The organism is Simplicispira hankyongi, assembly GCF_003570885.1.
Classification (GTDB): Bacteria; Pseudomonadota; Gammaproteobacteria; order Burkholderiales; family Burkholderiaceae_C; genus Simplicispira; species Simplicispira hankyongi.
Map to the genome: position 1 here is coordinate 12,210 of NZ_QXJC01000005.1, position 20,279 is coordinate 32,488.

The 20,279-nt window shown below is 67.1% G+C and carries 16 protein-coding genes and 1 riboswitch; of the genes, 7 read left to right on the forward strand and 9 right to left on the reverse strand.

Annotation, left to right across the window (positions count from 1 at the left end):
- Window positions 1-26: 26 nt before the first annotated feature.
- Window positions 27-3,701 carry a bifunctional diguanylate cyclase/phosphodiesterase gene (locus D3F03_RS12100; RefSeq protein WP_119109884.1) on the forward strand — a complete coding sequence of 1,225 codons (3,675 nt, stop codon included), beginning with the start codon at window positions 27-29 and terminating at the stop codon, window positions 3,699-3,701.
- Between the two features lie 657 nt (window positions 3,702-4,358).
- On the opposite strand, the gene D3F03_RS12105 is transcribed toward D3F03_RS12100, so the two are convergent.
- Together D3F03_RS12105 and D3F03_RS12110 are read right to left on the reverse strand one after the other, a co-directional pair.
- The gene (locus tag D3F03_RS12105) at window positions 4,359-4,958 is read right to left on the reverse strand and encodes an acyloxyacyl hydrolase (RefSeq protein WP_119109689.1); all 600 of its coding nucleotides are present in this window, start codon (window positions 4,956-4,958) and stop codon (window positions 4,359-4,361) included.
- A gap of 190 nt (window positions 4,959-5,148) precedes the next feature.
- Complete coding sequence (locus tag D3F03_RS12110; RefSeq protein ID WP_119109690.1) at window positions 5,149-5,709, reverse strand: Spy/CpxP family protein refolding chaperone; 561 nt, start codon at window positions 5,707-5,709, stop codon at window positions 5,149-5,151.
- Between the two features lie 316 nt (window positions 5,710-6,025).
- On the opposite strand from D3F03_RS12110, the gene D3F03_RS12115 reads away from it, so the two are divergent.
- A complete protein-coding gene (locus tag D3F03_RS12115) occupies window positions 6,026-7,024 on the forward strand; it encodes a recombination-associated protein RdgC (RefSeq protein WP_119109691.1) in 999 nt (332 codons plus the stop codon).
- Window positions 7,025-7,037: 13 nt separating this feature from the next.
- Here D3F03_RS12115 and D3F03_RS12120 read toward each other — a convergent pair whose 3' ends face one another.
- From D3F03_RS12120 to D3F03_RS12140, 5 genes are all read right to left on the reverse strand, one after another.
- Window positions 7,038-7,607, reverse strand: coding sequence for a manganese efflux pump MntP (locus D3F03_RS12120; protein ID WP_119109692.1), 570 nt, complete (start codon window positions 7,605-7,607; stop codon window positions 7,038-7,040).
- Between the two features lie 12 nt (window positions 7,608-7,619).
- Window positions 7,620-7,790, reverse strand: a riboswitch (yybP-ykoY riboswitch).
- Between the two features lie 212 nt (window positions 7,791-8,002).
- On the reverse strand, window positions 8,003-8,443 hold the full coding sequence (locus D3F03_RS12125; protein WP_119109885.1) for an EamA family transporter: 441 nt from the start codon (window positions 8,441-8,443) through the stop codon (window positions 8,003-8,005).
- Between the two features lie 153 nt (window positions 8,444-8,596).
- Window positions 8,597-9,397 carry an enoyl-CoA hydratase/isomerase family protein gene (locus D3F03_RS12130; protein ID WP_119109693.1) on the reverse strand — a complete coding sequence of 267 codons (801 nt, stop codon included), beginning with the start codon at window positions 9,395-9,397 and terminating at the stop codon, window positions 8,597-8,599.
- 106 nt (window positions 9,398-9,503) lie between these two features.
- Window positions 9,504-9,968: a Cu(I)-responsive transcriptional regulator gene (gene cueR, locus D3F03_RS12135; protein ID WP_119109694.1), complete on the reverse strand. Its 465-nt coding sequence runs from the start codon at window positions 9,966-9,968 to the stop codon at window positions 9,504-9,506.
- The gene (locus D3F03_RS12140) at window positions 9,965-10,171 is read right to left on the reverse strand and encodes a heavy-metal-associated domain-containing protein (protein ID WP_119109695.1); all 207 of its coding nucleotides are present in this window, start codon (window positions 10,169-10,171) and stop codon (window positions 9,965-9,967) included. Before D3F03_RS12140 ends, cueR begins: the two co-directional genes overlap by 4 nt.
- 239 nt (window positions 10,172-10,410) lie before the next feature.
- On the opposite strand from D3F03_RS12140, the gene D3F03_RS12145 reads away from it, so the two are divergent.
- The 4 genes from D3F03_RS12145 to D3F03_RS12160 all read left to right on the forward strand — a co-directional run bounded on the left by D3F03_RS12145 (window position 10,411) and on the right by D3F03_RS12160 (window position 17,017).
- Window positions 10,411-12,705, forward strand: a complete 2,295-nt coding sequence (locus D3F03_RS12145; RefSeq protein WP_425453124.1) for a heavy metal translocating P-type ATPase — start codon at window positions 10,411-10,413, stop codon at window positions 12,703-12,705.
- Between the two features lie 70 nt (window positions 12,706-12,775).
- Window positions 12,776-14,602 carry a ClcB-like voltage-gated chloride channel protein gene (locus D3F03_RS12150; RefSeq protein WP_119109696.1) on the forward strand — a complete coding sequence of 609 codons (1,827 nt, stop codon included), beginning with the start codon at window positions 12,776-12,778 and terminating at the stop codon, window positions 14,600-14,602.
- Between the two features lie 204 nt (window positions 14,603-14,806).
- Window positions 14,807-16,366 (forward strand): methyl-accepting chemotaxis protein, encoded by a 1,560-nt coding sequence (locus D3F03_RS12155; RefSeq protein ID WP_119109697.1) that lies wholly within the window; start codon window positions 14,807-14,809, stop codon window positions 16,364-16,366.
- 72 nt (window positions 16,367-16,438) lie between these two features.
- Window positions 16,439-17,017: a hemerythrin domain-containing protein gene (locus D3F03_RS12160; protein ID WP_119109698.1), complete on the forward strand. Its 579-nt coding sequence runs from the start codon at window positions 16,439-16,441 to the stop codon at window positions 17,015-17,017.
- A gap of 31 nt (window positions 17,018-17,048) precedes the next feature.
- On the opposite strand, the gene D3F03_RS12165 is transcribed toward D3F03_RS12160, so the two are convergent.
- Window positions 17,049-18,158: an alkene reductase gene (locus tag D3F03_RS12165; protein WP_119109699.1), complete on the reverse strand. Its 1,110-nt coding sequence runs from the start codon at window positions 18,156-18,158 to the stop codon at window positions 17,049-17,051.
- 254 nt (window positions 18,159-18,412) lie between these two features.
- Here D3F03_RS12165 and D3F03_RS12170 point away from each other — a divergent pair, with 254 nt between their 5' ends.
- The gene (locus D3F03_RS12170; RefSeq protein ID WP_119109700.1) at window positions 18,413-19,639 is read left to right on the forward strand and encodes a YbfB/YjiJ family MFS transporter; all 1,227 of its coding nucleotides are present in this window, start codon (window positions 18,413-18,415) and stop codon (window positions 19,637-19,639) included.
- Between the two features lie 18 nt (window positions 19,640-19,657).
- Here the strand turns inward: D3F03_RS12170 and gstA are convergent, their stop codons facing one another.
- Window positions 19,658-20,266: a glutathione transferase GstA gene (gene gstA, locus D3F03_RS12175; protein WP_119109701.1), complete on the reverse strand. Its 609-nt coding sequence runs from the start codon at window positions 20,264-20,266 to the stop codon at window positions 19,658-19,660.
- Window positions 20,267-20,279 lie beyond the last annotated feature (13 nt).

The following is a 20,279-nucleotide window of genomic DNA, read 5'->3' on the forward strand; positions in this document are numbered from 1 at the left end:
CAGGGGTATTGCACGCCGAGGCATCCATGAGCGCTTCCACCGCCCGTTCTCATCCGGCACCTATTGCGACCGCACAGGACGCAATGGCGGACGAGGCTTTGAAAGCGCTGGCACAGGACGCCCTGCACGAAGCGCGCATGCACGCCGTGCTGGTGGACATTCAACTGCAGCTCTCGTCGCCCACGCTCAGCGACGGGGAGTTGCAGCAGCGCGCCATCCAGGCGGCGCTCGATGCCACGAATGGCGAAGGAGCCTGTTTCGAACTGCTCGAAGGGGACGGACTGCGCTGCGTGGCCGCTGCGGGCAGGCTGGTGCACCGTACAGGCCAATGGCTTCCCTTGGCGGACAGCCCCTCATGGACAACACTCGCACTCGGGCAGTCACTGCGCTGCAGCGACACGCAGCAGGCTGGCTGGCCATTGGCGCCGGGCCCGCCCGAGACACCGATGCGCTCAGCGCTGGAGGTGCCGCTGCGGCGCGATGGCACGGTGGTCGGCGCACTCAAGGTATGGTCCAGCACGCTGGGCGCCTTTGCCGAACGCGACCTGGCGCACCTGGAAATCCTCAGTGAATCTGTTGGTGCCATGCTCAAGCTGCGCCACGTGGCAGCGCAGTTGCTGGTCTCACAAAAGCAGTACGAAGGCCTGTTCCAGACACACCCGCAGCCGATGTGGGTGTTTGCGCTGGATGACCGCCTGACGCTGCTGGCCGTCAACGAAGCCATGGTCGAGGTCTATGGCTACAGCCGCGAGGAATTGCTGGGCATGGTTCTGCCCGACCTCTGGCCGCCCGGCACGCACGAAATACATCGGCAAGCGCTGGCAAGCGTACACGGCGCCAGAAACAGCGGCTTTATCCTGCAGCATCGGTGCAAGGACGGCCGCTTGATCGACGTGGAAATTACCTCCCGCGCGACGCAATTCAATGGCATTCCCGCGCGCCAATCCATGGCCATTGACATCACCGAGCGCCTGACGGCGGAGCGTGAGATTGCCCGCATGGCACGGGCACGCCATCTGCTGAGCGCCTGCAACGAAGCCATCGTGCGCGCCAGCTCTGAAGCCGAGTTGCTGGAAGCGATCTGCCGCATCACCGTAAAGCTGGGCGGCTACCGCATGACCTGGGTCGGCCTGGCACGCGATGACGCGCAAAAATCCATTGCCTGTGTGGCCAGCGCCGGGGCCGACCACGGCTACCTTGAGGGCCTGTCGCTGTCCTGGGACGAAGAGAGCCCAAACGGTCATGGCCCGGCAGCCGAAACGGTACGCACCGGACGCACCGTCATCGTGCGCGACGTGCGAGAGGCGACGGGATACGCTGGCCTGGCGCATCGGCTCCATCCACGTGGCTTTCACGGGATGGTGTGCCTGCCGCTCAAGGATGGGGAGCACACCTTTGGCGTGCTGTACCTCTACGCCTCCGAAGTGCTCGAAATCAGCCAGCATGAAAGCGAGTTGCTGGGCGAGCTGGCCAACGATCTGGCCTTTGGCATGCAGAGCCTGCGCGCGCGCCAGGAGCAGCAGCGCATGCAGGCGTCGGTACTCAAAGTGGCCGCCTCGGTATCGGCAGCGACCGGGACGGCTTTCTTTGTGCACCTGGTCCGCAACATGATCGAAGCCCTGGGAGCCGAATCGGGCTGCCTGGGACGTTTTGTTCCCAGCGCCCACGGAGCGCCCGAGAGCCTGGTCACTCTGGCACTGGTGGTCAACGGGGAGCTGGCACCCAACGCCGAATACCTGCTCAGCGGCACGCCCAGCGAGCATTTGGCGACCGAGGCCCAGTTTTGCGTGACGCACGACCTGAGGGCGCAGTTTCCAACGTCTGTCGTGGTGGGCCAAACAGCTGCAGAGGCCTACGCCGGCCAGCAACTGTGCGACAGCACCGGAACGGTCACCGGCGTGCTGTTCGTGCTGTTTCGCCAACCGCTGCAAAACCCGGCCTTTGTGCAATCGACGCTGCAAATTTTTGCCTCGCGCGCTTCGGCGGAGATCGAACGCCTGGCATCCGACGCACACATCCGGCGCCAGGCATCGCTGCTCGACCAGGCGCGCGACGCGATCATCGTGCGCGACCTGGCACACCGCATCACTTTCTGGAACCTGGGGGCGGAGCGGCTCTATGGCTGGTCGCAGGAACAGGCTGTGGGCCAGCCCGTGGACAGGTTGTTGCACCCGGACCACGGCAGCTTTGAGCGCGCCACCCAAGCAGTTCTGGCCCATGGCGAATGGTCGGGGGAAATGGTGCAGCGCCACCGCGATGGCCACTCCCTTGAGACCGAAGGGCACTGGACCCTGGTCAAGGGCGAAGACGGATCGGCGAGCAGCATCCTCGCCATCAACACCGACATCCGCGAGCGCAAGGCCACCGAGCGCGAAATTGCACGCCTGGCCTTCTACGACGCACTGACCGGTCTGCCCAACCGCATGCTGCTGATGGACCGCGCGCGCCATGCGCTGGCCAACGCCGCGCGGGTGGACGAAGGCGGGGCGCTGCTGTTCATCGACCTGGACAACTTCAAGACGCTCAACGACACCCTCGGGCACGACAAGGGCGATTTGCTGCTGCAACAGGTTGCGCGCCGCCTGGAAACCTGTGTACGCGGCAGCGACACCGTCGCGCGCCTGGGCGGCGACGAATTTGTCGTCATGCTCGAAGCGCTCAGCAGCGATCCCAGTGCGCTGGCGCTTGACGCGCGCGCAGCGGCAGAAAAAATTCTGGCTACCCTGTCGCAGCCCTACCAGCTTGACGGCTACCACTACCGCACCACGCCGAGTATCGGCATCGCGCCCTTCGGGCAGGGCCATGCGACGGTGGGCGACCTGCTCAAGCAGGCCGACCTGGCCATGTACCAGGCCAAGAGTGGCGGGCGCAACACCCTGCGCTTCTACGACCCGCACATGCAGGCCGTGGTCAGCGCGCGCGCCGAACTTGAATCGGATATGCGCACCGCCTTGGCACAGGGTGAATTCCTCCTGCACTACCAGCCTCAGGTGCGCCACGATGGCCGCTGGCTGGGCGTGGAGGCACTGGCGCGCTGGCAGCATCCGCTGCGCGGCATGGTGCCGCCAGCAGAGTTCATTCCCGTGGCGGAGGAAACCGGCCTCATCCTGACCCTGGGACGCTGGGTTCTGCACACGGCCTGCCAGGTGCTTGCGCGCTGGCAGGCCGAACCGGCGCTGCGCCACCTGACCATGGCGGTGAATGTCAGTTCGCGGCAGTTTCGGAACGTCAACTTTGTCGACGATGTCTCGCGCATGCTGGCGGTCACCGGGGCACCCGCGAGGCGCCTCAAACTCGAATTGACCGAAAGCGTGCTGGTGGACGACGTGGAAGCCACCATCGCCACCATGGAAGCGCTGCGCACCGTCGGCGTTGGCTTCTCGCTGGACGATTTCGGCACCGGCTACTCCAGTCTGAGCTACTTGAAGCGCATGCCCCTACACCAGCTCAAGATCGACCAAAGCTTTGTCCGCGATCTGCTGAGCGACCCCAACGACGCAGCCATCGTGGACACCATCGTCGCGCTCAGTGCCACACTGGGGCTGGATGTGATCGCGGAAGGGGTAGAGACCCTGGAACAGCGCGAAATGCTGCTCCAGGCCGGCTGCATGGCCTTCCAGGGCTATCTGTTCAGCCGCCCCCTGGACGATAAGGCTTTGTTTGAGCTGCTGCACAGCCCCGTTGCGCAAAAACCCCGGTAATCAGGACGCAGGCCGGCTGCTCGGAGCGCACGGGCCCTTGGGATAGTTTTCTATCTTTCTTCTATTTCATTGGTAGATAGTAGATAGAGGACCGCCGTTTCGGTGGATAAGTGTGCTTTGTGCTTGCCCATCAGATACTTGGACAGGGCCCAGCGCTGTGCAGAAGCCCCGCGGATGGCGCCAGCGCATTGGGGGCAGTTTTCCGATTTGGCCCCAATCTGTGGATAAACGGTCGGTTGCCAGATTTTTATCCACAGGTTTTTCGCCGCACAACGGTTGGTGCGTCGTGCAGCGCCAAGCTTTTTGCGTCTTTGCGGGCGCCTTTATGGCGTGCCGCGCAAGACAAACCACTTTTTCAAACCGCCCCAAAGAACAGCCACCGCATTGCACGGGGACGAAAACGGGCGCGTATTGTCTGTTCTTCTATGTCTCTCTATTCAAATAGTAGTAGTAGTAGGCAGCGGCCGAATCTGTGGACAAGGCCATTAGGGTGTTTTCGATCAACCACTTACAGACATCACAGCCCTGTGCGCGGAGCCCTGTTGCGCTGCCCCAAAAAACTGAACAACTTTTCAGAACCGCCACCGTCTGTGGATAACTGCCAGGATATGCGCCTTTGTCACACAGGTTTATCCACAGGCTGGAGAGATGGGCCCGTCAAAAATGCAGGGTGTAGCGCAGTTGAACGAAGTTCGCGCCGGGGTTGGGCTTCTTGATGCCGGCGTTCGAGACATGCTCCAGGCGCAGTTGCAGCGCGTGCTGGCGCTGTTCGCCCAGTTCCACGCCGACGCCCAGGTGGCTGGCGAAATTGAAGCGGGTGCTGAATTTCCGCTCCGGCGTGACGAAGCGGGGGTTGGCCAGCGTGGCACCGACACCGGCATCGACAAACCAGCGCGAGTGCCCGTCGTCTGGAGTGAAGCGAAAGCTGGGGGTAACGCCCAGGACCGTGGTGCCAAAGTCACCGCCTATGCCGCGGGCTGACCAGCGGCTGGCGTAGAAGTCCCAGTAACCCCGTACCTCGGCGCCCCAGAGGCTGCGGCGCCAGTCTTGCCAATCCAGGGTGGCGCCCAGCGTCCAGGCGTCGATGTGGTGGGATGTTTTGGCGGTCTGCAGGTACAGGCCCCAGCGGGGTGCGGCGGGTGCATCCGTTGCGCCGGCTGCTTGTGCGGCTGCGGGCGTGCAACCCAAAAGGGACAAGAGGGCGACGAAACCGAAAAGGGCCCTTGCAGGCCCCTGGTGGTTGGAGGTGTAAGGCATGGCGAAACCTCGATTCCGGATTCCGCCATCGGGCAGGAGCCGTGCTGCGGTGTGGGGTAAGACATCCCAGGATGATTGTCCTGGGGTGTCTCCCGAGGTTACTGCTGCGCCAACGCCGAATTTGTAGGCCGGAAACGAATCGTTACGCCATCGCGTGCTGGCGCAGCAGCGTGCGCGCGATCAGCCAGGTTCAGCCGGGTTGGCCGCCACCTTGGCGCATGGGGCCATGGCCATGGCGCCCTTGCATGTGCTGTTGGCGGTTGCCGCCCATGCGCTCACCCATGTGTTCGCTCATGCGATCAAAGGTCTTTTGCTGCTCGGGCTGCAGTTGGGCGTAGAAGGTTTTGATGGCGTCCGCGCGCGCGTCCATGGCGGCGTCGCGTTGTGCACGCAGGGCGCGCATGCGGTCAATGCGTTCGGGCGTGGTCAGCTTTTGCATCGCTTGGCGGTCCAGGCGGGCGAAGTCGCTGCGCGGCTGCATGGCCTGGGTGAAGCTGGTCCAGGCGCCTTCCTGGGCCGGGGTGATGGCCAGCTTCGCCTTGAGCTGGGCCTGGCGCTCAGCATGTTTTTGCTGCCATTGGTCGCGCTGGGCTTGCCGATTGGCCCGGTAATCGCTCCGCTGGTGCATCTGGACCGCGGGTGCGTCGCTGGCGCCGGCGGGTGCGGCTGGGCTGGTTTGTGCGAGGACGGGCAGGGCCAGCGCGGCGCAGGCGGCGGCGGCAGCAAGGCGGCGGGTGAACGAGAAGGTCATGGAGAATCCTTTCGGGAGGGTTGCAAGGGCGCCGGCACGGTGTCAGCGTTGAGGGCCAGTGTTGCGCTGCCATGTAAGGGCGCCATGCGCACTGCGTGAGTCTGTGTAAAGTTTCTTGGAGTTTCGTGGCGCCCGCAAAGCCATGAATTTCAATGAAAATGGCACCTAGCGCTTATTGCTATTGCCTAAGCAGCTATCAATTTTGATAAATGGCGGCTGGCTGCAGATCCGTCGCGCGCGACAATCCTCCTTTTCCCTTTCTCGGCGCGCCGTGCGTTGCTGGCGCGCCGCTGCCAAGTCACCAAAGGATTCCCTCTTGTTCAAGAACCTGATCGTCTACCGTATCGCGCCCGGCTGGCAATGCGATCTCACCCAGTTGGAAGAAGCGCTGGCGCGCGCGCCGTTCCTGGAATGCGGCGCCACCCAAGAGCGTTCGGTTGGCTGGGTGCCGCCGCGCGGCGAGGCACATGGCCTGCTGGCCGAATCGGTGGCGGGCCAGTGGATTTTGCGTTTCATGGCCGAGGCCAAGGTAGTGCCCGGCTCCGTCGTCGCCCGCCGGGTCAAGGAGAAAGCCGATCGCATCGAGCAGGAAACCGGCCGCAAGCCCGGCAAGAAGGAAAGCAAGGAGCTCAAGGATGAAGCCATGCTTGACCTGCTGCCCATGGCGTTCACCAAGCAAGGCTCGATGTGGGTGTGGATCGACCAGGCCGCCCGCACCCTGGTGCTCGACACCGGCAGCCAGGCGCGCGCCGATGAGGTGGTCAGCCTGCTGACCGAGGCGCTGCCCGGCTTTGCGCTGGCCCTGGTGCACACCCACACCAGCCCGCAAGCCGCCATGGCGCACTGGCTGGCCACGCAGGAGCCGCCCGCAGGTTTCAGTGTGGACCGTGAATGCGAACTCAAGTCGGCGGACGAGGCCAAGGCCGTGGTGCGCTACGCCCGCCACCCGCTCGACATCGAGGAAGTGCAGGCCCATATCGCCGCTGGCAAGCTGCCGACGCGCCTGGCGCTGACCTGGGACGAGCGCGTGTCCTTCGTGCTGACCGAGGGCCTGCAGATCAAGAAACTGGCGTTTCTGGACACGGTGTTCGAGGACAAGGCGGCCGACGATGGCGGCTTTGACACCGATGTGGCCATTGCCACTGGCGAAGTCTCGCGCCTGCTGCCCGACCTGATCGAGGCGCTGGGCGGCGAGGCGCAGCCGGGCGTGGCGGCACCCGTTTCGGCCCCCATTTCGGCATCTGCTGCGTCCGGCAGCGTGACCGGCCCGGCGACGGCGCCCGTGGATACCGACCCCGACAACGCCCCGTTCTGAGGCGGGGCAGCGCTCAGCCGGCGCTAAGGTGCTCGAACAGGATGGCGGTGCCGATGCCGGCAAGCACCAGCCCGCCCACGATCTCTGCGCGGCCGCCCGCCGCCCGGCCGAACACGCGCCCGGCCATCACCCCGAGGGTGACGGCCACCAGCGTGGTGCAGCCGATCGCGAAGGCGACGGGAAGGATGGGCACGTCCAGAATGGCCAGGCCCGCGCCTACCACCATGGCGTCCATGCTGGTGGCTAAGCCTGTCAGCGCCAGCACCCAGAAGCCGTGGCGCGCGGGTTTGTCGGCGGCCTGTGATTCGGAGGGTCTCAGGCCATTGAGCACCATGTGCCCGCCCAGACCCAGCAGCAGCACGAAGGCGATCCAGTGGTCCCAGGCTTTGACGTAATCGGCAGCAGCCAGGCCCAGGGCCCAGCCGATGAGGGGCGTTGTGCCTTCGATGGCGCCGAAAATGGCCCCGGTGCGCAGCGCTTCGCGCCAGTGGGGGTGTTCCAGCGCCATGCCCTTGCCCACGGCGGCGGCAAAGGCGTCGGTGGACATGGCCAGGGACAACAGGGCAATGGAGAGGGGGCTCATGGGAATTGTGTGATCTGGCCGGGCGAACGCAAAGGCGCATTCCCACGGCCCGGCTCCTGTCGTGTGAACGCGCCCATGGTCTCGCCAACCAGCACACTGGATGCCTGCGCCACAGCGCGCAGAGCGGGCCGAGTATGTTGACGCAGGCGCTTTCGAAGTCGAAAGCCGGCTACTCCCCAAGGGAAGCGCGAAGTATAGAGGCGCGTGCCGCAGTCGCTGCGGCTGAATGCGGCTAGTGTCGTGAGTTGGAAGTTCGTTTCAGAAAGTTGCCGAGAATCGCCGCCATGCCGCGTTGCAAATCCTCGCGATAGCTCCGGCTATCGCTGTGGTTTGCGCCTTGCCTGACGCCGATTTCGACATCTTTCACTTTTTCAACCTACTTCCAACTCACGACACTAGCGGCGCAGCGCCAACACCACCACCCCGGCCGCCACCAGCGCAATGCCCAGCCAACCCGTGCCCGACGGGCGCTCGCCCAGGAACACAAAGGCAAACACCGCCACCAGCACCAGGCTGAACTTGTCGACCGGAGCCACCTGCGACGCCTCGCCCAGTTGCAGCGCGCGGAAGTAGCAGACCCACGATGCCCCGGTTGCCAGGGCCGACAGCGCCAGAAAGATCCAGGTCTTGCCCGGCAACTGCAGTGGGTTGCTCCACTTGCCTGTGGCCCAGACGAACGCCGTCAGTACGAAAACAATGATGACGGTGCGCACCAGCGTGGCCAGGTCGGAATCCACGCCCTGGATGCCCACCTTGGCAAAGATGGCGGTGAGGGCGGCGAAGACGGCAGACAGCGCGGCCCAGAAGAACCAGCTGTGGGAGGTGGTCGATTGCATGTGCGTGCTGCCTTTTTTGTACTGCCGGTTGCGCTGCTTTGTCGCCCTGTCAACGTGCCAGTCCTTGCCGCGGGCTGCGAGCCCAAATGTAGCGGGAAGCCCCTGCCTCTGGAAGCGACCGTTGGCGGTTTGCATGCATCAGAAAGACAGCGCTCAACGCCCCTCAAAGCTGGCAGGTTTTTTCGCAAAAAACGCCTCGATCCCCGCACGCATGTCCTGCGTGGCGGCGCAGCCGGCAAAGGCTGCAGTCTCGGCGATCAGCTGCGCCTCCAGGTCGCGGTCGAACGATGCGCGCATCAGCCGCTTCATGGCGCCATAGGCCAGCGTGGGGCCGTGGGCCAGGCGGTGGGCGAGGGTGGCGGCGGCTTCGTCCAATTGCCCTGCCGGTACCACGCGGTTGACCAGGCCCAGGCGCAGCGCGTCGGAGGCGCTGAGCGTGTCGCCGAGCAGCGCGATCTCGAGCGCGTGGCGCAGGCCCACCAGGCGCGGCAAGGCCCACGAGGCGCCGACGTCGCAACTGGTGCCCAGGTTGATGTAAGCAAGGTTGAAGCGCGTGCTCTCGGCAGCCATCACAAAGTCGGCCTGCAGCATGAGCGAGAGGCCGGCACCGGCGGCGGCGCCATGCACCTTGGCGATGACGGGGGCGTTCATGCCGGCGAGCACCTGTACGGCGGCGTTGAGCGGCCCGAGCAGGTCGGCGGCGCCCTGCACCGGGTCGGCGCGCAAGGTAGCCAGGTCGCCGCCCGCCATGAAGGCTTTGCCGGCCCCGCACAGCACCACGGCGCGCACGCCAACGTCGGCGGCCAGGTCCTGCACGGCGGCGAGCAGTGCCTGCGCCATGGGTACGTTGATGGCGTTCATGGCCTCGGGGCGTGAAAATCGCAGCGTGGCAACAGCGCCTTCGCGGGTGACTTCCAGCGGGGTGCTGGTGGAGGGGGGGCTGGCGGTGCTCATGGGGGCTCCTGAATGCGGTGCGCCGGGCCACTCCGCCGGGCCTCGCCGCGCGAGTCATATTTTAGGTATTTCAGACCTCCAGCGCTTGATGGGTAAGCGCTGGAAGCTATGGTTTTGATAGTTTTCTTCGCCCCGTGGCAACCGGCGCGGCGCTTTCGCCCTCGGCCGCCAGGTCGTCCAAGATCGGGCATTCGGGCCGCGCGTCGCCCGCGCAGCAGCCTACGAGTTGCTGCAGCGTGCGCTGCATGGCCTGCATGGCCGCGATGCGTTTTGTGAGGTCGTCGATGTGCGCCTGTGCAATCTGCTTGACGCTGGCGCTGGCGCGCTGCTTGTCTTGCCACAGGCCGAGCAGGGTGGCGATCTCGGGCATCGAAAAGCCCAGGTCGCGGGCGCGGCGGATGAAGCGCAGGGCGTGGATGTCGGCCTCCGAATACTGGCGGTAGCCCGAGTCGGTGCGCGCCACGGGGGCCAGCAGGCCCAGCGATTCGTAGTGCCGCACCATGCGCGGCGAGACGCCCGCGCGCCGGGCCGCCGTGCCGATGGGGACCTGCGCTGCGTTTTCGCTGGTCACGCGGGCGCCACCTCGTAGCCTTCTTCGGCAATGGCCGCCGCCAGGGCGTCGCGCGGCTGGGTGCTGGCGACGTCGACGCGGTTGGCCGCGCGGTCGATGCGCACCTCGGCGGCCGGGTCCAGCGCTTGCACGGCCTGGGTGACGGCGCGCTCGCAGTGGCCGCAGGTCATGCCGGTGACGGTGAATTGGTAGGTTGTGCTCATGGGGAAACTCCTGGAATGGGGGAAAAGGGCTGACAGCGGTAGCTTGCAGCTTGACATGGTGGCAGAGTCAAGCGGTTCGTGTCGATCTGTGGAGCGGGGATGAACTACAGAATAGATAGCTGTCAGCGCAATACAGATAAGCGCTTGAGGCCTATTTGGCTACTAATTTTAGGCATTCCCCACCCAGCCCGGACTTTCGCGCTTGACCCTGCCACCGTGGCAGGGTGTACCTTTGCGCCATGACACCCGAATCCACCCTGCCTGTCCCCGCCTTCGCCGCTGCCCCCGGCGCCGCACCTGATGCTTCGGCACCGCCGCTGGAGATCGACATCGGCATTGGTGGCATGACCTGTGCCAGTTGCGTGGGCCGCGTGGAGCGCGCGCTGCGCAAGGTGCCGGGGGTGCAGATGGCGGCGGTGAACCTGGCCACCGAGTCTGCCCGTATCGCCGTGGCAGTTGCGCCCGGCGAGGACGCCGCCGCCACCGAGGCCCGCCTGCGCCGCGCTGTGCGCACCGCCGGTTATGAGCCGCGCACCGCCGAGGCCGTGGCCGCGCACGAGGACGCTTCGCCCTGGGCGGGGTTTGACCGCGTCGCCATGGGCCTGGCCTTGTCGGCGCCGCTGGTGCTGCCCATGTTCGGTGCGCTGTTTGGCCTGCACTGGATGCTGCCCGCCTGGGCGCAGTTTGCGCTGGCTACGCCGGTGCAGTTCATTCTGGGGGCGCGCTTTTACAAGGCCGGCTGGCATGCGGCGCGCGCGTTCACCGGCAACATGGATCTGCTGGTCGCCATTGGCACCAGCGCGGGCTGGGGGCTGTCGATGTGGCTGTGGCTGGCGGCGCCGGCCGGGCACATGCCGCATTTGTATTTCGAGGCCTCGGCGGTGGTGGTCACGCTGGTGCTGCTGGGCAAATGGCTGGAGGCCCGCGCCAAGCAGCAGACCACGGCGGCGATCCGCGCCCTGCACGGCCTGCGGCCCGATGTGGCCCATCTGCTGGTCAAGGGGCAGGAGCAGGACGTGCCCGTAGGCGAGGTGATGGTGGGCGACGAGCTGGTGGTGCGGCCGGGCGAGCGCCTGCCGGTGGACGGCGTGCTGCAAAGCGGCGAGACCCAGGTGGACGAATCCATGCTCACCGGCGAGCCCCTGCCCGTGGTCAAGGACGCGGGCGCGCTGCTGACCGGCGGCTCGATCAACGGCGAAGGCCGCATCGTGCTCACGGTGCGTGCGGTGGGCAGCGAGACGGTGCTGTCCAAAATCATCCGCCTGGTAGAAGACGCCCAGGCCGCCAAGGCGTCGATCCAGCGGCTGGTGGACCAGGTGGCCAATGTGTTCGTGCCGGTGGTGCTGGTGATTGCCCTCATCACCCTGGCGGGCTGGATGCTGGCGGGCGCCAGCGGCGAAGTGGCGCTGATCCGCGCGGTGGCGGTGCTGGTGATCGCCTGCCCCTGCGCGCTGGGCCTGGCGACGCCGGCCGCCATCATGGCCGGCACGGGCGTGGCGGCCGAGCACGGCATCTTGATCAAGGACGCCCAGGCGCTGGAGCTGGCGCACCGCGCCGACACCGTGGCCTTTGACAAGACCGGCACGCTGACGGTGGGCCAGCCGCGCCTGACGGCCTTCGAGCCCGCCGCGGGGCAGGATCGCAAGGCGCTGCTGCAGGCCGCCGCCAGCCTGCAAAGCGGCAGCGAGCACCCGCTGGCCCGCGCCGTGGTGCAGGCGGCGCAGGCTGAGGGCCTGGCGTTGGCCGCCCCGGAGGCGCTGCGCGCGGTGGCGGGGCGCGGCAGCGAAGGCGAGGTGGACGGACAAAGCTATCTGCTGGGCAGCCTGCGCTGGATGGGCGAGCTCAAGCTCGACCTCGGCCCGCTGGCCGGCCGTGCCGCTGCTTTGCAGGCCGAAGGGGCCACGGTGTCGGCGCTGGTGCAGCGCACGGGGCGCGGCCTGGAGGCGCGCGCCCTGCTGGCCTTTGCCGACGAGCCCAAGCCGGGCGCGCTGGAAGCGCTGGCCCAGTTGCGCGCCAAAGGCCTGCGCACGGTGATGATTTCAGGCGACAACCGCGGCGCCGCCGAGGCGATGGCGCGGCGCCTGGGGCTGGACCCGGACGCTGGCGAGGTGATGGCCGAGGTGCTGCCAGGCGACAAGGCGGCGGCGGTGCGGGCGCTGCAGCACACGCCGGATGGGCAGACGCACACCGTGGTCATGGTGGGCGATGGCGTGAACGATGCACCGGCGCTGGCCGCGGCCGACGTGGGCATGGCCATGGGCAACGGCACTGATGTGGCGATGCACGCCGCCGGCATCACGCTGATGCGTGGCGACCCGCTGCTGGTGGCGGCGGCGCTCGACATTTCGCGCCGCACGGTGATGAAGATTCGGCAGAACCTGTTCTGGGCCTTTGCCTACAACGTGGCCGGCATTCCGCTGGCGGCGCTCGGTTACCTGAGCCCGGTGGTGGCGGGCGCGGCGATGGCGCTCAGCTCGGTCAGCGTGATGACGAATGCCTTGCTGCTCAAACGTTGGCGCGGCCCGCGCGGCTGAGGTGGTGTGGGTGGGCGCTGCTGGGGTGGCGACGACCGCCAATCGATTCCTCGGGTGAAAATGCCCTTCCATGTCTCCCCGCTTTGCCTCCCGCCTGCTGACCGCCCGCAATGCGCTGCTGCGGGTGTTCCGCATTTCCGACTGGCAGATCACGCTGTTGTGGTCGGTGGTGGCGGGCCTGCTGGGGGCGGTGGCGACCGAGGGCTTCCGGCTTCTGCTGGAGTCGCTCGACACGCTGGTGTTCGGGGCGCACACCGGCATGGTGGACCTGGCGCGCAAGCTCCCCTGGTTCCTGCGCCTTGCCGTGCCTGCGCTGGGTGGGCTGGCGGCGGGTGGCCTGCTGGTGCTGGCGCGCCGCCGGGCAGAGCAGAAAGCCACGTCGGACTACATGGAAGCGATTGTGGTGGGCGACGGGCGCATTCCCGTGGCGCAGGCGCTGATCCGCAGCGGCTCGTCGCTGCTGAGCATTGCCAGCGGCGGCTCCATCGGGCGCGAAGGTTCCATGGTGCAGCTCTCGGCGCTGGCGGCGTCGCTGCTGGGGCGCTTTTTGCATTTTCCCGTGGAGCGGCTGCGCCTGCTGGTGGCTTGCGGGGCGGCGGCGGGCATTACCTCGGCCTACAACGCGCCCATTGCCGGCGCGTTTTTCGTCGCCGAAATCGTGCTCGGCACCATCGCCATGGAAAGCGTGGGGCCGATCATGGTCGCCTCGGTGGTGGCCAACATCGCCATGCGCGCCTTCCCCGGCTACCGCCCGCCGTACGAAATGCCGGTGTTTGCCGATATCTATGGCCCCGAGGTGCTGCTGTTTGCCCTGATGGGCGTACTGCTGGGCGCGGCGGCGGCGCTGTTTCTGCGCGGGCTGGCCGGCGGCAAGCGCTTGTTCGCGCGCCTGCCCTGGGCGCTGCCGCTGCGCATGGCGCTGGGCGGGCTGGTGGTGGGGCTGATTTCGGTGGCGGTGCCCGAGGTCTGGGGCAATGGCTACAGCGTGGTCAACGGCGTGCTGCACGACCCTGGCCCGTGGTGGATTTTGCTGTTGCTGCTGGTGGCCAAGCTGGTCGCGACGTTCGCCACGGCCGGTTCCGGTGCGGTCGGCGGGGTGTTTACGCCAGCGCTGTTTGTCGGCTGTCTGGTCGGCAGCCTGTTCGGGCATGGCGTGCAGGCCCTGTGGCCTGCGGCCACCTCGGCGCCGTCGGCCTACGCCATGGTGGGCATGGGCGCGTTTTTGGCGGCGGCCACGCAGGCGCCCTTGATGGCGGTGCTGATGATTTTCGAGATGACACTGAGCTACGAAGTCATGCTGCCGCTGATGGCGGCGAGCGTGGTGGCCTACTTCGTGGCGCGCTCGATTCAGGGCGGCTCCATGTACCAAATCACCGTGCAGCGCCGCCAGGCGCAAGACGCACGCATCCGGCTGCGCGGCTTGCAGATGCGCGAGCTGGTGCAGCCGGCGCTGACGGTGGTGCGGCCTGACGCCGACCTGGTCGCCATGAGCCGTTTGTTCCTGCAGCACCCGGTGAAATACCTCTATGTGGCCGATGCCGGCGAGCGTTTTCTGGGCGTGGTGCCACTCAAGGCCTTGAGCACGGCGGTGGAGGAAGAAAAGCGCCGCCAAGCCGCTGCGCAAGCGCCTTCCAACACGGCTGCCGGAGCGACCGCCGCAATGCCAGCGCCGCGCGAGCTGGCCCACCAGTGCGCCGCCGACCTGCTGAGCCGCGAAATCGAGCCCCTGCCCGCCGAGATGGAGCTTGGCCAGGCGCTGCAGTATTTTCTGGAGCACCGTGGTGAGCGCCTGCCGGTGGTGGAAAGCGCCGCCAACCCGGTGCTGCTGGGGGTGGTGGCCAAAAGCGCGTTGCTGGCGACCTATGTGCGCCTGAGCGAGCAGAGCCCGGCTGCGTAGCGCTGCCAGAGCGTAAACCCCCTGCGCCCCAAGGGCCGGGGAGGTCCGCGCATTTGATCGGCGTCAGTGTCTGCCCGAATGGCAGGGGCTGCAGACGTTTGCAGTGCGCGCCAGTCAACTCTAAATCCATGTATTCAGGGTGGTTTCTGGCACACTTGCAACAAGTTGTTGCGGTGCCGCACGGGCTTTTGACAGGGGAATTTCATGTCGGTTTTCAGTTTGATGCGCCAGTTCACGATCCGTTTTCGCATGCAGAGTGCGATTGCCGTGGTGCTTATCCTGTTGGGCCTGCTGGGCGGAGCCGGCATGTTCGGGATGTTTCGCATCCACGCCATGAGCGAAGCTTTTGTGGCGCGCGAGTTCTCTCAGCAGACGCAGATTGCCAGCCTGCTCACCCAGTTGGGTACGGCCCGCAGCGAGCAAAAGGAGATGCTGCTGCAACAGGCCACCCCCGACGCCCTGGCAGCGGCGCGCACGCGCGCTCTGGCGGCGCTGGAGGCGGCCGAGCAGGCGGTGGCGCGGTTTTTGGCTACGCCCGATGCCGCAGACCACCAACAGGCGCTGGCCGTGCGCGAGCGGATTGCCGCGTTCCGCGCCCAGCTTGCCGCTGTGCCGGGGCCTGAGGCGGATGCTGCCTGGACTGCGCTGCAGCAAGGCATGTCGGCGCTCGATGAGCGCCTGCAGCGCGAGGTGACGCAGGCTGTGGCAGGACAGGCCAAGGCGCTGGAACAGACCCTGTGGCTGTTTGCGCTGCTGGTCGCCATCACCATCCTGGTGGTGGTGCCGCTCACGCTGCTCAACATGATCTCCATCTGCCGGCCGTTGGAATATGCGCAGAAGCTGGCGCGTGCGATTGCCGGGGGCGACCTGTCGCAGACCATTCGCGTGTCCGGCAACGATGAGGTGGCCGATCTGCAGCGCGCCCTGCACGACATGCAAAACGGTCTGGGCGCCCTGGTGGCACAGGTGCGCGATGCCAGCGGCAGCCTGGCCATTGCCAGCCACGAGATTGCCAACGGCAACCAGGATCTGTCGTCCCGCACCGAGCAGACCGCCGGGCACGCGCAGGATGCGGTGGGAACGCTGGCCACGCTGACCGCCACGGTGCAGCAGACGGCGGGCTCGTCGCAGACCGCCAACCAGCTCGCCAGCTCGGCTTCGGCCACGGCCACGCGCGGCGGCTCGGTGGTGCAGCAGGCGGTGGCCAGCATGCAGGAAATAGCGGCCTCCAGCCGCAAGATCAACGACATCATTGGCCTGATCGATTCGATTGCTTTCCAGACCAACATCCTGGCGCTGAACGCCGCCGTCGAGGCCGCGCGGGCGGGCGAGCAGGGGCGCGGCTTTGCTGTGGTGGCCAGCGAAGTGCGCAGCCTGGCGCAACGCTCGGCCGCGGCGGCGAGCGAAATCAAGACGCTGATCGGCAGCAGTGTGCAGGCGGTCGATGGCGGCGTGCGCCATGTGGAAGATGCCGGCGCAGCCATGCAGGAGATCGTCGCCAGCGTGCAGCGCGTGGGCGACATCATTGGCGAAATTTCGGCCGCGGCCAAGGAGCAGGCGGTCGGCATTGGCGACGCCAACCAGTCGGTCGGCGAGATCGACCGCATGACGCAGCAGAACGCTGCGCTGGTGGAGGAATCGGCCGCCGCCGCCGCCTCCCTGCGCGAGCAGGCGGCGCGCCTGTCGCAGGTGGTGCAGCAGTTCCGCCTGGGCGAAGCGGGCGGTGTGCAGGGGCCAAAGGGGCTGACCCGCTTGCCGGCATGAGCCTTGGGCAAAGGCCGCCGATCTGGGGGATGATGCCTGGCCGGCTGCCTGCCGCATCTGGAGCGTCGCGCCATGATCCCTACGAGTCTCAGAATCATCAACGAAGAGCACGCTGCGCTGGCCGCCATGCTCAAGGCCTTGCACCAGCGGACGCAGCAAGGCCCTGGCGATGCGCCGCAGGCGTTCTTTGGCGCCATGCGGGCGATGCTGTTCTACATCGACGAGTTTCCCGAGCGCCAGCACCATCCCAAGGAGTCCCAGTGGCTGTTTCCACGGGTGGCTGCGCGTTCGGCCGAGGCGGCCAGCGCCATTGAGCAGCTCGACCGCGACCACGAGGGTGGCGAGGCGGCGGTGCGTGAGCTCCAGCACCTGCTGCTGGCCTGGGAACTGCTGGGCGAGTCGCGCCGTGCGACCTTCGCTGGCGCGCTGGTGCGCTACAACGATTTTTATCTGGCCCACATGCGCCTGGAAGAGGCGGTCGTGCTCCCCGCCGCGCTGGCCGAACTTGGGGCCGACGACTGGCACGCCATCGACCAGGCCTTTGCCACCAACGATCTGCTGCTCACGCCCGGGGTGCCGCGCGATCCGGCGTTTGACGCGCTGTACACGCGTATCTGGCGTTCCATGCCAGGCGGAGCGAGCCCCGGATAGATCATGGGAAGCGCCGCTGGCGCGTCGGTGCTTAACTGTGTGCCAGCGCCGGGTAGTCGGTATAGCCCTCGGCGCCGCCACCGTAGAAGGTGGCGCGGTTGGGGGTGTTGAGCGGTGCGTCCTGGCGCAAGCGGGTGACCAGGTCGGGGTTGGCGATGTAGGGCCGACCAAAGGCCACGATGTCTGCACCCGCATCGAGCGCGGCCTGGGCGCCTGCCTTGTCGGCGAATCCGTTGTTCAGCATCCAGGCGCCCTGGCCGCCATGCTTGCGGTAGAGCGCGTGCAGCGATTCGTAGTTGAATGGCCGGCCTTCCACTTCGCGCGGGCCGCCGGTGGCGCCGACGATCAGGTGGATGTAGGCCAGGCCCAGGGGCGCGAGCTGGTGCAGCAGGTAGTCGAACGTCTGCTGGGGGTGTTCGTCCACGATGTCGTTGGCGGGCGTCACGGGCGAGAGGCGGATGCCGGTGCGCCCGCCGCCAATTTCGTCGACGATGCCGCGCACCACTTCGAGCATCAGCCGGGCGCGGTTCTTCACGTTGCCGCCGTAGTCGTCTTCGCGGTGGTTGGCGCCGGTTTTCAGGAACTGGTCGAGCAGGTAGCCATTGGCCCCGTGGATTTCCACGCCGTCAAAGCCGCAGGCGATGGCGTTGCGCGCGGCGCGCCGGTAGTCCTGCACGATGCCTGGCAGCTCGGAGACATCGAGCGCGCGTGGCTCCGAGGTGTCGACAAACACCGGCTGGCCGTCCCGGATGAGGACGGTCTTGGTCTTGGCGGTGATGGCCGAAGGGGCCACAGGCTTGCCGTGGTCCGGCTGCAGATCGACGTGCGAAACGCGGCCCACGTGCCACAGCTGCACCACGATGCGCCCGCCCGCCTTGTGCACGGCATCGGTCACGCGGCGCCAGCCGTCGAGCTGATCCGTGCCGTAGAGGCCGGGCACGTCGGCATAGCCCTGGCCCTGCGGGCTGATGGCGGTGGCCTCGGTGATGATGAGGCCGGCGCTGGCGCGCTGGGTGTAGTACTCGGCCATCAGGGGCGTAGGCACGGCGCCGGGAGCGCGGTTGCGCGTCAGCGGCGCCATGGCGATGCGGTTGGCCAGGTGCAGGGCGCCGGCGGTGAGGGGTTCGAACAAAGAGGTCATGGCGGTGCTTTCCGAAAGGGGTGGCAAAGGTGGGTGGCGTGGGGCCTGTACTGCACAGCGTAGCGTGCTGGCGCGGCCTGCGCTGAAGGAATTCGCCGCATGCAGCGCTCAACCAACCCGGAAGTTTTGGTAAAAATGGCCTCTGGCGCTTATGGGGTAAGCGCGAGAAGCTATTAAAACAGGAGTAACCTGGGCGACCGTGGGCGCGACCGATGGCAAGCACTGCAACGGCTGAGCGGCACAATGGGGCGCTTATGACCGCTTCTTCCGCTGCCGCAGCGCCCCGGCCGCTGCCCGCCCTGGCGCTGGCCTTCTCGCTCTCGCTCGGCGCTGCCATCTCGCTGGGCCTGACCCGTTTTTCCTACGCGCTGCTGCTGCCGCCCATGCGGGGCGACCTGGGCTGGAGCTATCTGCTGGCCGGAGGCATGAACACGGCCAACGCCATCGGCTACCTGGTGGGTGCGCTGGTGACGCCGCTGCTGCTGCGCCGCCACGCGCCGGGCAGCATCTTGCTGGGTGGAGCGGCGCTGGCGACGGTGCTGATGGCGGTGTGCGGTTTTCTGCTGGACTCACCCGCTTTGTTGGCGCAGCGCCTGCTGGCGGGCGTGGCCAGCGCGGCCGTGTTTGTGGCGGGCGGCTTGATGGCGGCCCGCCTGGGCGCGCTGGACGGCCGCCGCAGCGGGCTTTTGCTGGGCGTGTACTACGGCGGCGTGGGCTGGGGCATTGCGGCGTCAAGCTTGCTGGTGCCGGTGGTGCTGGCGCACGCGCCCGAGCCGCACACCTGGGTCTGGGCCTGGTGGCTGCTGGCCCTGCTGTGCGCCGCCTGCACGGCAGCGCTGGCCTGGCCGGCGCGGGTATTGCGCCAGTTGGATGCGCAGGGAGCGGTGACCACGGCGACCACGGCGGACGGCGCGGTGCCCACGCATGCGCGGGTGCCGCTGCGCGCGCTGGCGCCAGCGCTGGCGGGCTACACCTTGTTTGGCGTGGGCTACATCGGCTACATGACCTTCGTGATTGCGCTGTTGAAGGAGCAGGGCCTGGGCACCACCGGCATCACCTGGTTTTACACGCTGCTGGGTCTGGCGGTGGTGGCGTCGGCGCGCGTCTGGGCGGGGCTCTTGGAGCGCAGCAAGGGCGGCGGCGCGCTGGCGCTGCTCAACGCCCTGCTGGGCGTGGCCACGGTGCTGCCGGCGCTCACCTCGGCCTGGCCGGTGGTGCTGGCCTCGGGCCTGCTGTTTGGCGGGGTGTTCCTGTCGCTGGTGGCCTCCACCACGGCGCTGGTGCGCCACAACCTGCCGCCGTCGCAATGGGCGGCTGGCATCAGCGCCTTCACCATCGTGTTCGCGGCTGGCCAGATCGTCGGGCCCACCGTGGTGGGCGCCATTGCCGATGCGGCCGGAGGCCTGGCGCGCGGCCTGGTGTTCTCGGCCGTGGCGCTGTGGATGGGCGCGGTGCTGGCCTGGCGGCAGAAGCCGCTGTGATGGCCAGCGCGCAGGCCCTTACTTGATGAGGCCTTCGGCCTTCATGGCGGCAATCACCGCCGGGCGGGCTGCCACGCGTGCGCGGTAGGCCGTCAGGTGCTTCAGGTGCGAGAGGTCAAAGCCCACGTGCGGGGCCCAGCCGCTGACGGTGAACAGGTAGGCGTCGGCCACGGTGAACTGCGCGCCCATGAGGTAGTCCTTGCCGGCGAGCTGTGCGTCCACGAAAGCCAGGCGCGACATCAAACGCTCCTTGACCACCGCCTTGTATTCGTCGTTCGCGGGGCCGCCAAAGAAGGGGCCAAAGCTCTTGTGCAGCTCGGTGCCGATGAAGGTCAGCCATTCCTGCAATTGGTAGCGCTCAAAGCTGCCGGCCGGGGGCGCCAGGTGTTTGTCCGGCACTTGGTCGGCCAGGTACTGCACGATGGCCGGGCCTTCGCGCAGCGTGCGGCCATCGTCGAGCACCAGAAAGGGCACGTAGCCCAGGGGGTTGATGGTGTAGTAGTCGGTGCCATCGGGCAGCTTGTGCGTTTTGGTCGGCGCGGCAATGGCCTCGTGTGCCAGGCCGGCTTCGTGCAGGACGATATGGGGCGACATCGAGCAGGCGCCGGGGGAGTAATACAGCTTCATCGAAAAATTCCTT

What these genes read in the sequence shown, in the direction of transcription:
- D3F03_RS12100 (WP_119109884.1), top strand. Translation starts at nt 27, where the DNA reads ATGAGCGCTTCCACCGCCCGTTCTCATCCGGCACCTATTGCGACCGCA.
- D3F03_RS12105 (WP_119109689.1), bottom strand. Translation starts at nt 4,958, where the DNA reads ATGCCTTACACCTCCAACCACCAGGGGCCTGCAAGGGCCCTTTTCGGT.
- D3F03_RS12110 (WP_119109690.1), bottom strand. Translation starts at nt 5,709, where the DNA reads ATGACCTTCTCGTTCACCCGCCGCCTTGCTGCCGCCGCCGCCTGCGCC.
- D3F03_RS12120 (WP_119109692.1), bottom strand. Translation starts at nt 7,607, where the DNA reads ATGAGCCCCCTCTCCATTGCCCTGTTGTCCCTGGCCATGTCCACCGAC.
- D3F03_RS12125 (WP_119109885.1), bottom strand. Translation starts at nt 8,443, where the DNA reads ATGCAATCGACCACCTCCCACAGCTGGTTCTTCTGGGCCGCGCTGTCT.
- D3F03_RS12130 (WP_119109693.1), bottom strand. Translation starts at nt 9,397, where the DNA reads ATGAGCACCGCCAGCCCCCCCTCCACCAGCACCCCGCTGGAAGTCACC.
- D3F03_RS12140 (WP_119109695.1), bottom strand. Translation starts at nt 10,171, where the DNA reads ATGAGCACAACCTACCAATTCACCGTCACCGGCATGACCTGCGGCCAC.
- D3F03_RS12145 (WP_425453124.1), top strand. Translation starts at nt 10,411, where the DNA reads ATGACACCCGAATCCACCCTGCCTGTCCCCGCCTTCGCCGCTGCCCCC.
- D3F03_RS12150 (WP_119109696.1), top strand. Translation starts at nt 12,776, where the DNA reads ATGTCTCCCCGCTTTGCCTCCCGCCTGCTGACCGCCCGCAATGCGCTG.
- D3F03_RS12155 (WP_119109697.1), top strand. Translation starts at nt 14,807, where the DNA reads ATGTCGGTTTTCAGTTTGATGCGCCAGTTCACGATCCGTTTTCGCATG.
- D3F03_RS12160 (WP_119109698.1), top strand. Translation starts at nt 16,439, where the DNA reads ATGATCCCTACGAGTCTCAGAATCATCAACGAAGAGCACGCTGCGCTG.
- D3F03_RS12165 (WP_119109699.1), bottom strand. Translation starts at nt 18,158, where the DNA reads ATGACCTCTTTGTTCGAACCCCTCACCGCCGGCGCCCTGCACCTGGCC.
- D3F03_RS12170 (WP_119109700.1), top strand. Translation starts at nt 18,413, where the DNA reads ATGACCGCTTCTTCCGCTGCCGCAGCGCCCCGGCCGCTGCCCGCCCTG.
- gstA (WP_119109701.1), bottom strand. Translation starts at nt 20,266, where the DNA reads ATGAAGCTGTATTACTCCCCCGGCGCCTGCTCGATGTCGCCCCATATC.